Origin of the sequence: Streptomyces coacervatus (genome assembly GCF_029223485.1) — a bacterium.
In the GTDB taxonomy this organism is placed as follows: domain Bacteria; phylum Actinomycetota; class Actinomycetes; order Streptomycetales; family Streptomycetaceae; genus Streptomyces; species Streptomyces coacervatus.
The window spans coordinates 491,152-504,021 of sequence record NZ_JARHTP010000006.1; the positions used below are offsets into that span (position 1 = coordinate 491,152).

Annotated in this window: 13 protein-coding genes; 4 read left to right on the plus strand and 9 right to left on the minus strand. The window is 69.8% G+C overall.

Annotated features, from left to right (window positions below; all coding sequences use genetic code 11):
• Nucleotides 1–39: 39 nt before the first annotated feature.
• From P2Q00_RS18090 to P2Q00_RS18100, 3 genes are all read right to left on the minus strand, one after another.
• A complete protein-coding gene (locus tag P2Q00_RS18090) occupies nucleotides 40–1,089 on the minus strand; it encodes a Zn-dependent alcohol dehydrogenase (protein ID WP_275773577.1) in 1,050 nt (349 codons plus the stop codon).
• Nucleotides 1,089–2,237: an acyl-CoA dehydrogenase family protein gene (locus P2Q00_RS18095; RefSeq protein ID WP_275773578.1), complete on the minus strand. Its 1,149-nt coding sequence runs from the start codon at nucleotides 2,235–2,237 to the stop codon at nucleotides 1,089–1,091. Before P2Q00_RS18095 ends, P2Q00_RS18090 begins: the two co-directional genes overlap by 1 nt.
• A 109-nt stretch (nucleotides 2,238–2,346) precedes the next feature.
• Nucleotides 2,347–3,258, minus strand: coding sequence for an SDR family NAD(P)-dependent oxidoreductase (locus tag P2Q00_RS18100; RefSeq protein WP_275773579.1), 912 nt, complete (start codon nucleotides 3,256–3,258; stop codon nucleotides 2,347–2,349).
• A gap of 84 nt (nucleotides 3,259–3,342) precedes the next feature.
• Between P2Q00_RS18100 and P2Q00_RS18105 the strand changes: the two genes are divergently transcribed.
• A complete protein-coding gene (locus tag P2Q00_RS18105; RefSeq protein WP_275773580.1) occupies nucleotides 3,343–4,278 on the plus strand; it encodes a cyclase family protein in 936 nt (311 codons plus the stop codon).
• Nucleotides 4,279–4,655: 377 nt separating this feature from the next.
• On the opposite strand, the gene P2Q00_RS18110 is transcribed toward P2Q00_RS18105, so the two are convergent.
• The 4 genes from P2Q00_RS18110 to P2Q00_RS18125 all read right to left on the minus strand — a co-directional run bounded on the left by P2Q00_RS18110 (nucleotide 4,656) and on the right by P2Q00_RS18125 (nucleotide 8,840).
• The gene (locus P2Q00_RS18110) at nucleotides 4,656–5,117 is read right to left on the minus strand and encodes an ATP-binding protein (RefSeq protein WP_275773612.1); all 462 of its coding nucleotides are present in this window, start codon (nucleotides 5,115–5,117) and stop codon (nucleotides 4,656–4,658) included.
• A gap of 487 nt (nucleotides 5,118–5,604) precedes the next feature.
• Nucleotides 5,605–6,510: an acyl-CoA dehydrogenase family protein gene (locus tag P2Q00_RS18115; protein ID WP_275773581.1), complete on the minus strand. Its 906-nt coding sequence runs from the start codon at nucleotides 6,508–6,510 to the stop codon at nucleotides 5,605–5,607.
• Between the two features lie 3 nt (nucleotides 6,511–6,513).
• On the minus strand, nucleotides 6,514–7,647 hold the full coding sequence (locus P2Q00_RS18120; protein WP_275773582.1) for an acyl-CoA dehydrogenase family protein: 1,134 nt from the start codon (nucleotides 7,645–7,647) through the stop codon (nucleotides 6,514–6,516).
• On the minus strand, nucleotides 7,647–8,840 hold the full coding sequence (locus P2Q00_RS18125) for an amidohydrolase family protein (RefSeq protein WP_275773583.1): 1,194 nt from the start codon (nucleotides 8,838–8,840) through the stop codon (nucleotides 7,647–7,649). Before P2Q00_RS18125 ends, P2Q00_RS18120 begins: the two co-directional genes overlap by 1 nt.
• A 148-nt stretch (nucleotides 8,841–8,988) precedes the next feature.
• Here P2Q00_RS18125 and P2Q00_RS18130 point away from each other — a divergent pair, with 148 nt between their 5' ends.
• Complete coding sequence (locus tag P2Q00_RS18130; RefSeq protein WP_275773584.1) at nucleotides 8,989–10,497, plus strand: class I adenylate-forming enzyme family protein; 1,509 nt, start codon at nucleotides 8,989–8,991, stop codon at nucleotides 10,495–10,497.
• On the opposite strand, the gene P2Q00_RS18135 is transcribed toward P2Q00_RS18130, so the two are convergent.
• The gene (locus P2Q00_RS18135) at nucleotides 10,476–10,988 is read right to left on the minus strand and encodes an EF-hand domain-containing protein (RefSeq protein WP_275773585.1); all 513 of its coding nucleotides are present in this window, start codon (nucleotides 10,986–10,988) and stop codon (nucleotides 10,476–10,478) included. The two genes, P2Q00_RS18130 and P2Q00_RS18135, sit on opposite strands and share 22 nt — an antisense overlap.
• 177 nt (nucleotides 10,989–11,165) lie before the next feature.
• A complete protein-coding gene (locus P2Q00_RS18140; RefSeq protein WP_275773613.1) occupies nucleotides 11,166–11,546 on the minus strand; it encodes an STAS domain-containing protein in 381 nt (126 codons plus the stop codon).
• A gap of 305 nt (nucleotides 11,547–11,851) precedes the next feature.
• Here P2Q00_RS18140 and P2Q00_RS18145 point away from each other — a divergent pair, with 305 nt between their 5' ends.
• Both P2Q00_RS18145 and P2Q00_RS18150 read left to right on the plus strand, forming a co-directional pair.
• The gene (locus P2Q00_RS18145; RefSeq protein ID WP_275773586.1) at nucleotides 11,852–12,433 is read left to right on the plus strand and encodes a sigma-70 family RNA polymerase sigma factor; all 582 of its coding nucleotides are present in this window, start codon (nucleotides 11,852–11,854) and stop codon (nucleotides 12,431–12,433) included.
• Nucleotides 12,430–12,789, plus strand: coding sequence for a hypothetical protein (locus tag P2Q00_RS18150; protein ID WP_275773587.1), 360 nt, complete (start codon nucleotides 12,430–12,432; stop codon nucleotides 12,787–12,789). Before P2Q00_RS18145 ends, P2Q00_RS18150 begins: the two co-directional genes overlap by 4 nt.
• Nucleotides 12,790–12,870 lie beyond the last annotated feature (81 nt).

Here is a 12,870-nt window from a genome sequence, read left to right on the forward strand (position 1 = left end):
GGTGAGCAGCCAGAAGGTGAGCAGCCAGAAGGTGAGCAGCTAGAAGGTGAGCACCCCTCTGGCCACCCGCCCCGCCTCCGCATCCGCCTTCGCCTTCTCGAAGTCCTCGATCGGATACGTCTCGGTCACCAGCTCGTCCAGCAGCAGCCGCCCAGCCCGGTACAGCTCCGCATAGACGGCGATGTCCCGCTGCGGCCGCGAGGACCCGTAGCGGCACCCCAGAATCGACTTGTCCAGATACATGGAGGAGACACGGAAGGACGCCTCGGCGGTCGCCGGAGGAACACCGAGGAGCACCGCCTGCCCGTGCCGGTCCAGCAGATCGATCGCCTGCCGGATCAGCTCCACCCGCCCGACGCACTCGAAGGCGTGGTCGGCCCCGGTCGGCAGGATGTCCCGCACCCCCTCGGTCGACGTCAGGAAGTGCGTCGCCCCGAACTGCCGGGCCACCGCCTCCTTCGCCGGGTTCGCGTCGACGGCGACGATCCGCAGCGCACCCGCGATCCGCGCGCCCTGGATGACGTTGAGCCCGATACCGCCGGTGCCGATGACCAGCACACTGTCCCCGCGGTCGACTCTCGCCCGGTTGAGCACGGCCCCCACCCCGGTCAGCACCCCGCACCCGATCAGCGCGGCGGCCGGCATGGGAATGTCCTTGGGAACCCGGACCGCCTGCACGGCCTTCACCACGGTCCGCTCCGCGAACGCCGAGTTGGAGGCGAACTGGTAGACAGCCCGCCCGCCTTGCACAAACGGCTGCCCGGGCCGACCGATCGCCTGCCGGCACATCGTCGGCCGCCCCCGGTCGCACTCGGCGCACGTGCCGCAGTTGGCCAGCGTGGACAGCGCCACATGGTCACCCGCCACCACATGGGTGACCCCGGCGCCGACGGCCTCCACCACCCCCGCCCCCTCATGGCCCAACACCACAGGAACGGGAAAAGGTATGGTCCCGTCCACCACAGACAGATCGCTGTGGCACAACCCGGCCGCCGAGATGGCTACTTGCACTTCCCCCGGCCCCGGCTCCCGCACCTCCAGGTCGTCCACGACCTCGATCCGCTTCCCGTCGAACATCACACCGCGCATCAGACGACCCCCTTGGGCTCCCTGGGCAGGCCGAGCACACGCTCGGCGATGATCGTGCGCTGGACCTGGTCCGAACCGCCGTAGATCGTGTCGGCCCGGGAGAACAGGAACAGGTGCTGCAACGAGTCGAGTTCGTACGGAGTCGCAGGCGACCAGTCCACCGGCCCGACCCCCGCCGCGGGCCCCCGCACCTGCATCGCCAGCTCCCCGAGCCGCTGATGCCAGCCGCCCCACAGCAACTTGGCCACACTGGACGCCCCGGCATTCCCCGAACTCCCCAACGTCCGCAGGGCGTTCCACCGCATGGCCCGCAGCTCGGCCCACTGCCGCACGAGCCGCTCCCGTACGACGGCATCCCGCACGGCCCCGGACGCGACGGCCGCCCGTACGACCCTCTCCAACTCCTCCGCGAACCCGATCTGCTGGGCCAGCGTGGAAACCCCCCGCTCGAACCCGAGCAGGCTCATCGCGACCTTCCAGCCACCCCCCTCGCCCCCGACGACATGCTCCACGCGCGCGCGTGCCCCGTCGAAGAACACCTCGTTGAAGTCGCTGGTCCCGGTCAACTGCCGGATGGGCCGGACCTCGATCCGCCCCGGCTGGTCCATGGGGACGAGAAGAAAGCTCAGCCCGTGGTGACGGCGGGATCCGGGTTCCGTACGGGCAAGTACGAAGCACCAGTCGGCATCGTGGGCCAGCGAGGTCCAGATCTTCTGCCCGGTGATCCGATAGCCCGCCCCCTCACGCACGGCCGCCGTCCGAACCCCGGCAAGATCCGACCCCGCCCCCGGCTCGCTGTACCCCTGACACCAGAGCTCGTCACCGGCAGCAACCGGAGGAAGGAAGCGGGACTTCTGCGACTCCGTCCCATGGGCGAGGAGGGTAGGGGCAAGCAGCTTCTCCCCGATATGCCCCGAGCGCGGCGGCGCCCCCGACCGCGCGTACTCCTCGGCCCAGACGACTTGTTGGGTGAGCGTGGCGCTCCGATTGCCATATCCGCTTTCGCCCCACCCGAGCCCGATCCACCCCGCCTTGCCCAAGGTGCGCTCCCAGACACGCCGATCCTGCCCGCCCTCGGCGTGCTCGGAGAGCCACGCCCTCGCTTCCGCACGGAACGCTTCGTCCTGAGCACTGAACCCGAAATCCACGGGGCCTCCTCATGCCGCCGTCAGCTGCAGCACCGTCAGGGGCGCGGGGAACTGCGCGACCAGCCACAGCAAACCCGCACCCGCCACACAAACCGCATACCCCGAGCTTTTAGGCATTCGGCCTGTCGCCCCGCGCAGCGGCCCTCTCCATGGCCTCCAGCCGCGACAGCAGCGGCATCGGATCCACCCCCACCGACCCCGGCAAAAACTCCGCAATCATCTCCGGCGTCCACCCGCCGGAGGCATACGCAGCGCGAAGCTCCCGCGGCTGCCCCCAAACCGCCAGCTTCGGCCCGGCAATCGTGTACACCTGCCCGGTGATCCCCTGCTCCCGCGCCTTGTCCGACAGCAGATACACGACCAGGGCGGCCACATCCTCCGGCTCCCCGATCTCCGTCAGCTCCACAGGAACATTCGCCGACATCCGCGTACGAGCGACGGGCGCCACCGCATTGGCGCTGACCCCGTACTTGTTCAGCCCCAGCGCGGCGCTCCGCACGAGCGAGATGATCCCGCCCTTGGCCGCGCTGTAGTTGGCCTGCGAGACCGACCCCTGATGGTTGCCGCTGGTGAACCCGATCAAGGTCCCGACCCGCTGCCGGCGCATCACCGCGGCGGCGGCCCGGAAGACGGTGAAGGTGCCCTTCAGATGAGTGGCCACGACCGGGTCCCACTCCTCCTCGGACATGTTGAACAGCATCCGCTCACGCAGGATCCCGGCGACGCACACCACACCGTCGAGCCGTCCGTACGACGAGACCGCGACGTCGACCACCCGCTGTCCGCCCGCCATGGTCGACACGTCGTCGGCCACCGCGACCGCGTCCCCGCCCGCCGCCTCAATCTCCTTGACGACGGCCTCGGCGACCTCGCTCGACGGGGACGCACCTTCCACCGACACCCCGTAGTCGTTGACGACGACCTTCGCCCCCTCGGCCGCCGCACCCAGCGCGACCGCCCGCCCGATACCGCGCCCTGCACCCGTCACGGCGACGACCTTGCCTGCCAAGAAGTTCCCCACGTCCGGCCCCTTCCCGCGGTTTCTGACGGACCGTTAGATTTTATGACCCGTCAGATACCTGGAGACAAGCCCCGGGGAGAGCCGATGTCGCTGCCCACACTTCATCCGGCGTTTTATGAGATCGCCAAGCGCGTGAACAACTGGGGCCGTTGGGGCGCCGACGACGAGATCGGCACCCTCAACCTGATCACCGACGAGGTCGTACGCGAGGCCGCCGCGACCGTCCGCACGGGCCGCCGCGTCCCCCTCGCCCTGCCCCTGAAGCAGGACGGCGTGCAGACCGGGATGATCCCGGGGCGGGTCAATCCGCTGCACGCGATGGTGCAGATCAACCAGGAGCTGTTCGGCCCGGGAACAGTGGCATGCAGCGACGACGCCGTGACCATGGGGCTGCAGGCCGCCACCCACTGGGACGCGTTGACCCATGTCTCGCACTCGGGGCGGCTCTACAACGGCCGCCCGGCCGGCACCATCACCCCGCACGGCGGCGCCGAGTTCAGCGGCATCGACAAGGCGCGGCACCTCGTCTCACGCGGCGTGCTGCTGGACGTGGCACGCGCGCGTGGCGTCGACCGGCTGGAGGGCGGGCACGCGGTCACCCCAGAAGACCTGGAGGCCGCCGAGGAATTGGCCGGTACGCGCGTGCGTGCCGGCGACGTCGTGCTCGTGCGGACCGGGCAGATCCAGGTCTACCTCGCCGGGGACAAGCACGCGTACGGCTATCCCTCGCCGGGTCTGTCGATCCGCACCCCGGAGTGGTTCCACGCGCGCGATGTCGCCGCCGTCGCGAACGACACCCTCACCTTCGAGATCTTTCCGCCCGAGATCGAGGATCTGTGGCTGCCCGTACACGCGCTCGACCTGGTGGAAATGGGGATGCTGCAGGGCCAGAACTGGAATCTCGAAGAGTTGTCCACAGCCTGTGGAGAAGCGGGGAGGTTTGCGTTCCTGCTGTCGGCGATGCCCGAGCCCTTCGTCGGTGCGACGGGGACTCCGGTGGCCCCCGTCGCCGTCCTGTGAGGGCCGTCGGCCGGCGGCGCGGTGCTCCCGCCCCGAGCACGGCACCACGCGCCGCCGACCGACTCCGGCGCACCCGCCCCGGCTCCTCCTGGCCCTGAGGGAGCCGACGCCGAATCACGACTCGCACTCGTCGAGGGCTCCCGTCACCGAAGCCCTCGTCGTCCCCTCACGGCGAATCGCTGACCACAAGCGTGACCAAACGGACACGATGCGTCAACGCCCGTACGGGGATTTATTACTTAAGCCCAATTTGTCACGGGCGCGCACGGAAGCACATCCCGGCGCATCACCTCAGCCGACCACGGCATGACAGCGGTTTCTGCGACCGTGCACCGAAGCTGACGAATCCTCGGAGATCTTCGGCACCCGTGCGCCGGTCACACCGCCTCGAACGCCAGCCCCTCGTAAGCCGATGCGCCGCCCACGCAGGCCTCCGCGGCCCCGCGAGTCCCTGCGCAGCGGTCGAGTTCGCACCAGATGCGCTTGCCGGCACCCTCGGGACTCCAGCCCCAGCGGTCGGCAAGACCGTCGACGAGGGCGAGGCCGCGGCCGCCGGTCGCGTCGCCGTCGGCACATCGGGGCACGGGGGCCCGGTCGCTGGCGTCGGCCACTTCGAGGCGGACGGTGACCGACTCGGCGCCCACGCCGGGCAGGGAGAGCCGCAGAACGGCCGGACAGCCGGTGTGCACAACGGCGTTGGTGACCAGTTCGGAGACGAGCAGGATCAGCGTCTCGGCGAGCGGCTCGTCGGCCTCTATCCCGGACCCGGCGAGGCGCGACCGCGCCCACCTCCGGGCTCGCCCCACCTCAGCGGGGTCGGGCCGGACTTCCAGCTGCACCTGAAGCACCTGCACCGCTCACACCATCCGAACCGGCGGACACATGACCTCGCGCCACGCGCGCACCGCAACGAGGGCCACGATCGTAGCCATTTTCTGCATGACCAGGACAACGGCCAGTACAGAGCCCAGAGCAAGGGTCACGGAACGTGAATCCCTTAAGAGACAGCATGGTTGACGTACAGTCACGCCAACAAGCGCTTCGGGCATATTCCAGCGCGAAGGAGTACCCGTGCGGCATACTGTGCGACGCTCATTGCGGGGACTCGAACAGGCCAGTTCCGGCATCACCCCGGGGGCAACACCGGCACGGCTCGTGCTCGGAACCACTCGCATCCCACAGAAGGTACCGGAGCCGGACGCCGACTCCAGGACGTGACGGGTCACGCCTAGGACACAACCCGATATCAACGCTCCGTAATTCCGGTATGCCACAATCCGCGACAACTGCGAGGGCGGCTTCCGCGACATCCCAGGCCGGCACCGCTCAGGCCACCAGATCGGCCGCGAGCAGCTCCTCACTCTCCGTAGTCCCGCCGCCACGTTGCGCCCGCACCCACGCCCGCTTCAGATGCAGCTGCACCTCGCATTCCCAGGTGAAGCCCATGCCGCCGTGCACCTGGAGGCAGTCGCGGGCACCGCGCACGGCGGCCTCGTCGGCGAGCAGCCGGGCCGCGGCGATGTCGGCCGGGTCGGCGGTGACGGCCGCCGCGTACACCGCGGCGCGGGCCACCTCGACGCGCACCAGCATCTGCGCGCACAGATGCTTCACGGCCTGGAAGGCCCCGATCGGCTGCCCGAACTGCTCGCGCGTCCGGGCGTGTTGCACGGCCGACTCACACACGCGCGTGGCGGTACCCAACTGCTCGGCGGCGGTCAACAGCACGGCCACGGGGTCGGTACGGCTCGGCGCGGGCACCCGGTGCAGCGGCGTCAACGGATCCACCGAACGCAGCGGTACGGCCCCCTCGGCGCCCGGCCGTACGACGTCGGCCTCCGCCAGCCACTCCACGAGCCGCCCGTCCACGGCGGCCACGACGACCTCCCCCGCGGCCGCACCGGGCACCTCCCCGGCAGCGAGATGCGTCGCCACCAGCGGCCCCGGCACGAGTGCCCACCCCGCCTCCTCGAACACCAACACGGCTTCGGGCAGCCCGAGTCCGGCCCCTCCGTCGGCTTCGGGCAGTCGTAGGGAGAAGAGCCCCAGCTCTCCGAGGGTGCGCCACAGGACCCGGTCGAGACGGGGCTGGTAAGCGCCGGGTCCTGCAGTGCCGTTCAGGGGCGCGGGGAACTGCGCGACAAGCCACGACGGACCCGCAGACAACCGACGACCCACCACATCCCGCACGGCCGCCTGCAACGCCCGTTGCTCCTCCGTAAGTTGAAACCGCACCGCTCACCTCCCCTTCGGCAACCCAAGAATCCGCTCAGCCACGATGTTCTGCTGAATCTGCGAGGTACCGGCCGCGATGGTGTACGACAGCGACGACAACCGATCAAGCATCCAGGGCGAGCCCAGATCAAGGGCTCCCGGCCCCAAAACCTCCGCCGCGGCGTCGTACAACTCCTGCCGAGCATGCGAATACCGCAGTTTGAAAACCGAACCCCCGACTCCCGGGACCCCGGAACTGCCCTCCGCCTCGCTCACGTTCCACTGGATCAACCGCCACAGCCCCCGGAACTCCGCATTCAGCCTCCCGAGGCGGCGCCGGAGCACCGGATCGTCCCAGCGGCCGCGCCTCCGCGCCTCGGCGGCAAGTTCGCCCAGCACGCGCCGACAGGCCACCACCTCACCCGCGAACGCCGTGCCGCGCTCGAAGGACAGCGTCACCATCGTCACGCGCCAGCCGTCGTTCTCGTCCCCGACCCGGTTCGCCACCGGCACGCGCACGTCGTCGAGGAACACCTCGGCGAACTCGGCCGACCCGGCGAGGGTTCTGAGCGGCCGTACCGTGATCCCCGGGGCGTCCATGGGCATGGCCAGCCAGCTGATGCCCTTGTGCTTGGGCGCGTCCGGGTCCGTACGGACCAACAGCTCGCACCAGTCCGCCACTTCGGCATGGGAGGTCCAGATCTTGGACCCGCTCACCACATACTCGTCGCCGTCCCTACGCGCGCGCGTGCGCAGTGCCGCGAGGTCGGAGCCGGCGTCCGGTTCGCTGAAGCCCTGGCACCAGACCTCCTCGCCGCGCAGGATCGGCGGCAGCCAGCGTGCCCGCTGCGCGGGCGTCCCCTCGGCGGCGATGGTCGGCCCGGCGTGCAGCAGCCCGACGAAGTTCGCCCCGACGTAGGGCGCGCCGGCCTTCTCGGTCTCCTCCAGGAAGATCAGTCGCGTCGTCGGGGAGGCGTCCCAGTGGACGTCGGCGTAACCGGCGTCGTACAACATCCGCTGCCACCCGAGGTCGTACGCCCTGCGCCCCGGCCAGTCCTCCGGGGACGGCTTCGGCGGCAGTGTCGGCAGCACCTTGCCGAGCCACTCCCGCAGCCGCGCCCGGAACTCCTCCTCCTCGGGCGTGTACGACAGGTCCATCAGCGGTCGAAGTCCAGGTCCAGCATGCGGATCGCATTGCCCCGCATCAGCTTGTGGACCGTCTCGTCGTCGAGGCCCTTCACATGGTCGAGGGCGACCTCCTTGGTGTGCGGGAAGGTCGAGTCGACGTGCGGATAGTCGGTCTCGAAGGTGGCGTTGTCCCGGCCGACGACATCGAGGGACGCCACCCCGTGCTTGTCGCGGAAGAAGCAGCAGAACATCTGCCGGTAGTAGTACGTCGACGGTGGCTCCGGGATCAGGTCCCGCACGCCGCCCCACGCTCGGTGTTCCTCCCAGACGTCGTCGGCGCGTTCCAGGGCGTACGGGATCCAGCCCATCTGCCCCTCGGAGTAGGCGAGTTTGAGGCGCGGGAACTTCACCAGAACCCCGCTGAACAGGTAGTCCATCATCGAGGCCATGGCGTTGTTGAAGCTCAGCGAGGCCTGGACGGCGGGGGGCGCGTCGGGCGAGGCGGCCGGCATCTGCGAGCTGCTGCCGATGTGCATGTTGACGACCGTCCCGGTCTCCTGGCAGACCGCGAAGAACGGGTCCCAGTAGCCGGAGTGGATGGAGGGCAGGCCCAGGTAGGTGGGGATCTCGGAGAAGGTCACCGCCTTCACGCCGCGTGCCGCGTTCCGCTTGATCTCGGCGACCGCCAGGTCGATGTCCCACAAGGGGATCAGACACAGCGGGATCAGCCGGCCCCCGCTGTCCCCGCACCACTCCTCCACCATCCAGTCGTTGTAGGCGCGCACACAGGCCAGCGCGACCTCCTTGTCGTGCGCCTCGGCGAAGGTCTGCCCGCAGAAGCGGGGGAAGGACGGGAAGCAGAGGCTGGCCTCGACGTGGTTGAGGTCCATGTCCTCGAGGCGGGCCTTCGGGTCCCAGCAGCCGCGCCGCATCTCCTCTCTGGTGATGCCCTCCAGGGTCATCTCGTCGCGGTCGAAGCCGACGGCGGCGATGTTGCGCTTGTACGGGAACTTCAGGTCCTCGTAGATCCACCAGTCGGTCGGCTGCCCCTCCGGGTCCATCGTGATCCGGTATTTGCCCCCGATGTAGGCGAGCTCGCCGATCCCGGCGGTGAGGGGCTGCGGGCCCCGGTCGCGGTACTTCTCCGGCAGCCAGGTCTCGAAGAGGTGCGCGGGCTCGATCACATGGTCGTCGACGCTGATGATGCGGGGCAGTTCGCTCATGGGTCCCCCACTCGACTGGCAGTTATCTGATGGACCGTCAGATTTGCATTACCGAGCAGGCTAGTCCCGCACCCCTGGACCGACAAGGCGCCGAGCCCTACGCTCTGGCCAATATCTGACTACCCGTCAGCTTCATGAGGGGGTCGCCGTGAACGACACCGCCCACGCACTGAGCGCATCCCGCACCCTCTGGCAACTCGTCGCCCGCCGCGCCGACCTCACCCCGGACCGGCCCGTCCTCCTCCAGGACGACCGCTCCCTGAGCTTCGGCGAGCTACGCGCGCGTGCCGAGCGCGTGGCGGCCGGCCTGTACGACATGGGGGTACGCCCCGGCACAGCGGTCGCCTGGCAGCTGCCCACCCGTATCGAGACGGCCCTGCTGTCCTTCGCACTGGCCCGCCTGGGCGCCGTACAGACGCCGGTCATCCCCTTCTACCGGGACCGTGAAGTCGGTTTTGCGCTCAGGGAGTCGAAGGCGGAGTTCTTCGCAGTACCGGGCGAGTGGCGGGGCTTCGACCACACCGCGATGGCGCGGCGGCTCGGCGCGAAGGGCGTCTTCGAGGCGTACGACCGCCTCCCCGACGGCGATCCGTCCGTGCTCCCCGCCCCACCCGCCGACGGCACCGCCGTCCGCTGGATCTACTGGACCTCGGGCACCACCTCCGCCCCCAAGGGCGTACTGCACACGGACCGTTCGCTGATCGCGGGCGGCTCGTGTCTCGCACATGCACTGCGGCTGTCGCCGGACGACGTGGGCTCGATGGCCTTCCCTTACGCGCACATCGCCGGGCCCGACTACACGGTGATGCTGCTGCTGTACGGCTTCCCGGCGGTGATGTTCGAGCAGTTCGCACTGCCGGACGCGCTGGAGGGGTACCGCAAGCACGGGGTGACGGTCGCGGGCGGGTCCACGGCGTTCTACTCGATGTTCCTGGCCCAGCAGCGCAAGCAGCCCGGGCAGAAGGTCATTCCCTCGCTACGGCTGCTCGCGGGCGGCGGGGCGCCGAAGCCGCCGGAGGTGTACCGCGCCGTCGTACGCGAGATGGGGGTGCAGCTCACGCACGGGTACGGGATGACCGAGGTGCCGATGATCACCATGGGGGCGCCCGACGACACCCCGGAGAACCTGGCGACGACGGAGGGGCGGCCGCCGGAGGGGATGGAGATACGGATCGTGGACGGGGAGGTGCGGCTGCGCGGGGAGGCCGTCTGCCAGGGGTATCTGGATCCGGCGCAGACGGCGGAGGCCTTCGACGAGGTGGGGTTCCTGCGCACCGGGGATCTGGGGCACGTGACCGACAGCGGTCATCTGGTGCTCACCGGACGCCTCAAGGACGTGATCATCCGCAAGGGCGAGAACATCTCGGCGAAGGAGATCGAGGACCTGCTGGCCGCGCATCCGGCGGTCGGGGACGTCGCCGTGATCGGGCTGCCGGACGCCGAGCGCGGGGAGCGGGTGTGCGCGGTGGTGGAGCAGGCCTCCGGGGCCGGTGAGTTGACGCTCGATGACGTCGTCTCGTACCTGCGCGCGGAAGGACTGTCCGTGCACAAGCTGCCGGAGCAGTTGGAGGTCGTGGACGCCCTTCCGCGGGGCGAGACGCTGCGGAAGGTGCTGAAATACAAGCTGCGGGAGCGCTACTCAGGGACCGTGAAGTAACGGGCGAACGCCGGGACGATCTCCGCCTCGCCGACCTTGCCGTCGCCGTCGGTGTCGAGCGCGGCGGCGACGGCCTGGGCGATGTCCTCACCTACGCCCAGAATGCGCAGCACGCGCGCGGTGTCGTCGACGGTGGCCGCCCCGTCGCCGTCGGTGTCGGCGATGTCCAGGGCCGCGTGCAGGAAGGGCCGGGCGATCTCGGCGAACCGGTCGGGGTTGTCGCGCAGGCGCTTGGCCGCGCCGTACACGAACTCCTCCCGGGTGATCCGCTGGTCGCCGTCCCGGTCCGCTATGCCCGCCATGCCCTGCCAGAACGCCTCGGCACCGCCGTACAACGCCTGGCCCTTGTCGGAGCGGGCAGTGACGGCGAACTCGGCGAGCAGCGCCTTGGCCGCGCCGCTGAAGTCCTCGCGGTCGATGGAGCCGTTGCCGTCCTGGTCGAAGGTGGCGAACCGGGCCGCGATCCGGCGCTCGTACTCGCTGCTGACCATCTCTTTCGGGCCGCCTTACGTCATCTCGTCGTCTCGGGTGCGTCTCGTCGGAGCGTACGTTGCGAGAGGTCGTCCGGGCGCGGGAAAGCGGCGCTTGTGCCAAGACCGGGGGAATTTCGGGACAACTGTGTGGCACACGGGGGTGAGCTGTGACTCGTTCGACAGCTGCGGCCCAGGTCAGGCGGAGAGCGGGCCGGCCTCGTCCGCGACGGCCGACGCCACGTCGGCGTACACGTCGAACAGACGACGGACCCCGAGGGCGCCCAGGACTCGGTTGACGTGAGAGCCGTCGACCGCACCCCGCGCCGGCAGTATCAGGCGCAGGCTGCCCTGGCAGGAGCGGATGAGGCGGCGGGCGGCGATGAGCACGCCGACACCGCTGGAGTCGCAGAAGAAGACCTCGGAGAGGTCGAGGACGAGGCCGTGGCGGCCGTCGGCCACCACGTCGTGCACCCGCTGACGCAGCACCGGCGACGTCACCAGGTCCAGCTCGCCCGACACACGGAGCACGGTCCAGTCGCCCTGCTCGCCGCCGGTCACATAGAACGCCACCACCATGCCCTCTCGCTCGCCGGACCCCCCGCAAACGGAAGCCATACCTACGCTTCCTTGCAGCGCGGCTGCCCAGCGGCCGTTCCCTGAAACACAACCCTAGAAACGGAAACTGATCGGAAGAGGCTTGTTTTAGTCGACTTCGATCCTGTTCGATCAGGTCTGATCGGAGGTCGAGCGGGTAGGCAGGCCCAGAACGAAGGCTGTGCACATTGCGACAAAGCGACGTGCACTGTCGTAGGTGCCGACTACATTCGAGGAGACGATGGACGCAGGCCGGGCCGAGAAACGGGCAGGGGTGAGGGGGCCGTATGGCGAAGAAGGACGCACCGCCCCGCTGGGACCGCAAGATGCAGCAGCGACTCGCACGCGGTGAGGCGGCCGCCCTCGGCGAGCTCTACGACCGGTTCGCCTCGCTCGTGCACGGCCTGGCCCACCGCGTCCTCGGGGACGAGCGCGCGGCCGACGGCATCACGCGCGACGTCTTCGCCCACGTCTGGGAACACCCCGAGGCGTACGACCCCAAGCAGGGCCCGCTGCGCTCCTGGGTCGCCACGCTGACCCACCGCCTCGCCGTGCAGCGGCTGCGCGCCACCGAGACCGCCGCCCTGACCCAGGGCTCCGGCGGCTGCCCCGAGGAACTGGAGCGCAAGGTGCGCCGCGCCTCGGTCGCCGCCCGCGCCGACTACATCGTCACGTCCATGCCCACCCCGCTGCGCGCCGCCCTGGACCTGGCGTACTTCCAGCGCCGCGACTACCGCCAGACCGCCGCCGACCTCGGCGTCACCGAGGACGAGGCCCGCCGCCGGCTCCGCCTGGGCCTGCAGCTCCTGTCCACCGCCCACGACGTCGGCGCACCCGGGGCACCGCCCGGTTACGGGGGTGCGGTGTGAGCGACGCAGGCAGCGCGGACCGCTTCGACCACGGGGGATTCGAGGGCGGGGACGACTCCGGGGGCGGAGACGGCTTCGGAGGCGGGGACGGCTTTGAAGACAGGGACGGCTTCGAAGGCACGGACGACAAGGGCGACAAGGACGAGCAGCAGGAGGGGTACGGCACCCCGGGCGGTCCCGCGAACGGGAACGGCACCGGCACCGGCACCGGCACCGGCCAGGACGCCGACCAGCCGCCCCGCATACCCATGCCCCGCGCCTCCGTCGAGGACGGCGGGCGGCCGCTGCCGACGCTGGAGGGCCTGGGAGACCTAGGTGTTCTGTCCACGGAGGTTGGTGACACAGGTCTCGGCTGAGGGATCTTGAATTGAGTGAGGGCCTTCTGGCCTGGTGTGGATTGCGACATCTGCACCGGCGACCAGAGAGGCCCTCTTGCC

Excerpts from the sequence above, each read along its gene's own strand:
- P2Q00_RS18105 (WP_275773580.1), top strand. The coding sequence starts at position 3,343 with ATGTCGCTGCCCACACTTCATCCGGCGTTTTATGAGATCGCCAAGCGC.
- P2Q00_RS18140 (WP_275773613.1), bottom strand. The coding sequence starts at position 11,546 with ATGGTGGTGGCGTTCTATGTGACCGGCGGCGAGCAGGGCGACTGGACC.
- P2Q00_RS18145 (WP_275773586.1), top strand. The coding sequence starts at position 11,852 with ATGGCGAAGAAGGACGCACCGCCCCGCTGGGACCGCAAGATGCAGCAG.
- P2Q00_RS18090 (WP_275773577.1), bottom strand. The coding sequence starts at position 1,089 with ATGCGCGGTGTGATGTTCGACGGGAAGCGGATCGAGGTCGTGGACGAC.
- P2Q00_RS18120 (WP_275773582.1), bottom strand. The coding sequence starts at position 7,647 with ATGGACCTGTCGTACACGCCCGAGGAGGAGGAGTTCCGGGCGCGGCTG.
- P2Q00_RS18135 (WP_275773585.1), bottom strand. The coding sequence starts at position 10,988 with ATGGTCAGCAGCGAGTACGAGCGCCGGATCGCGGCCCGGTTCGCCACC.
- P2Q00_RS18125 (WP_275773583.1), bottom strand. The coding sequence starts at position 8,840 with ATGAGCGAACTGCCCCGCATCATCAGCGTCGACGACCATGTGATCGAG.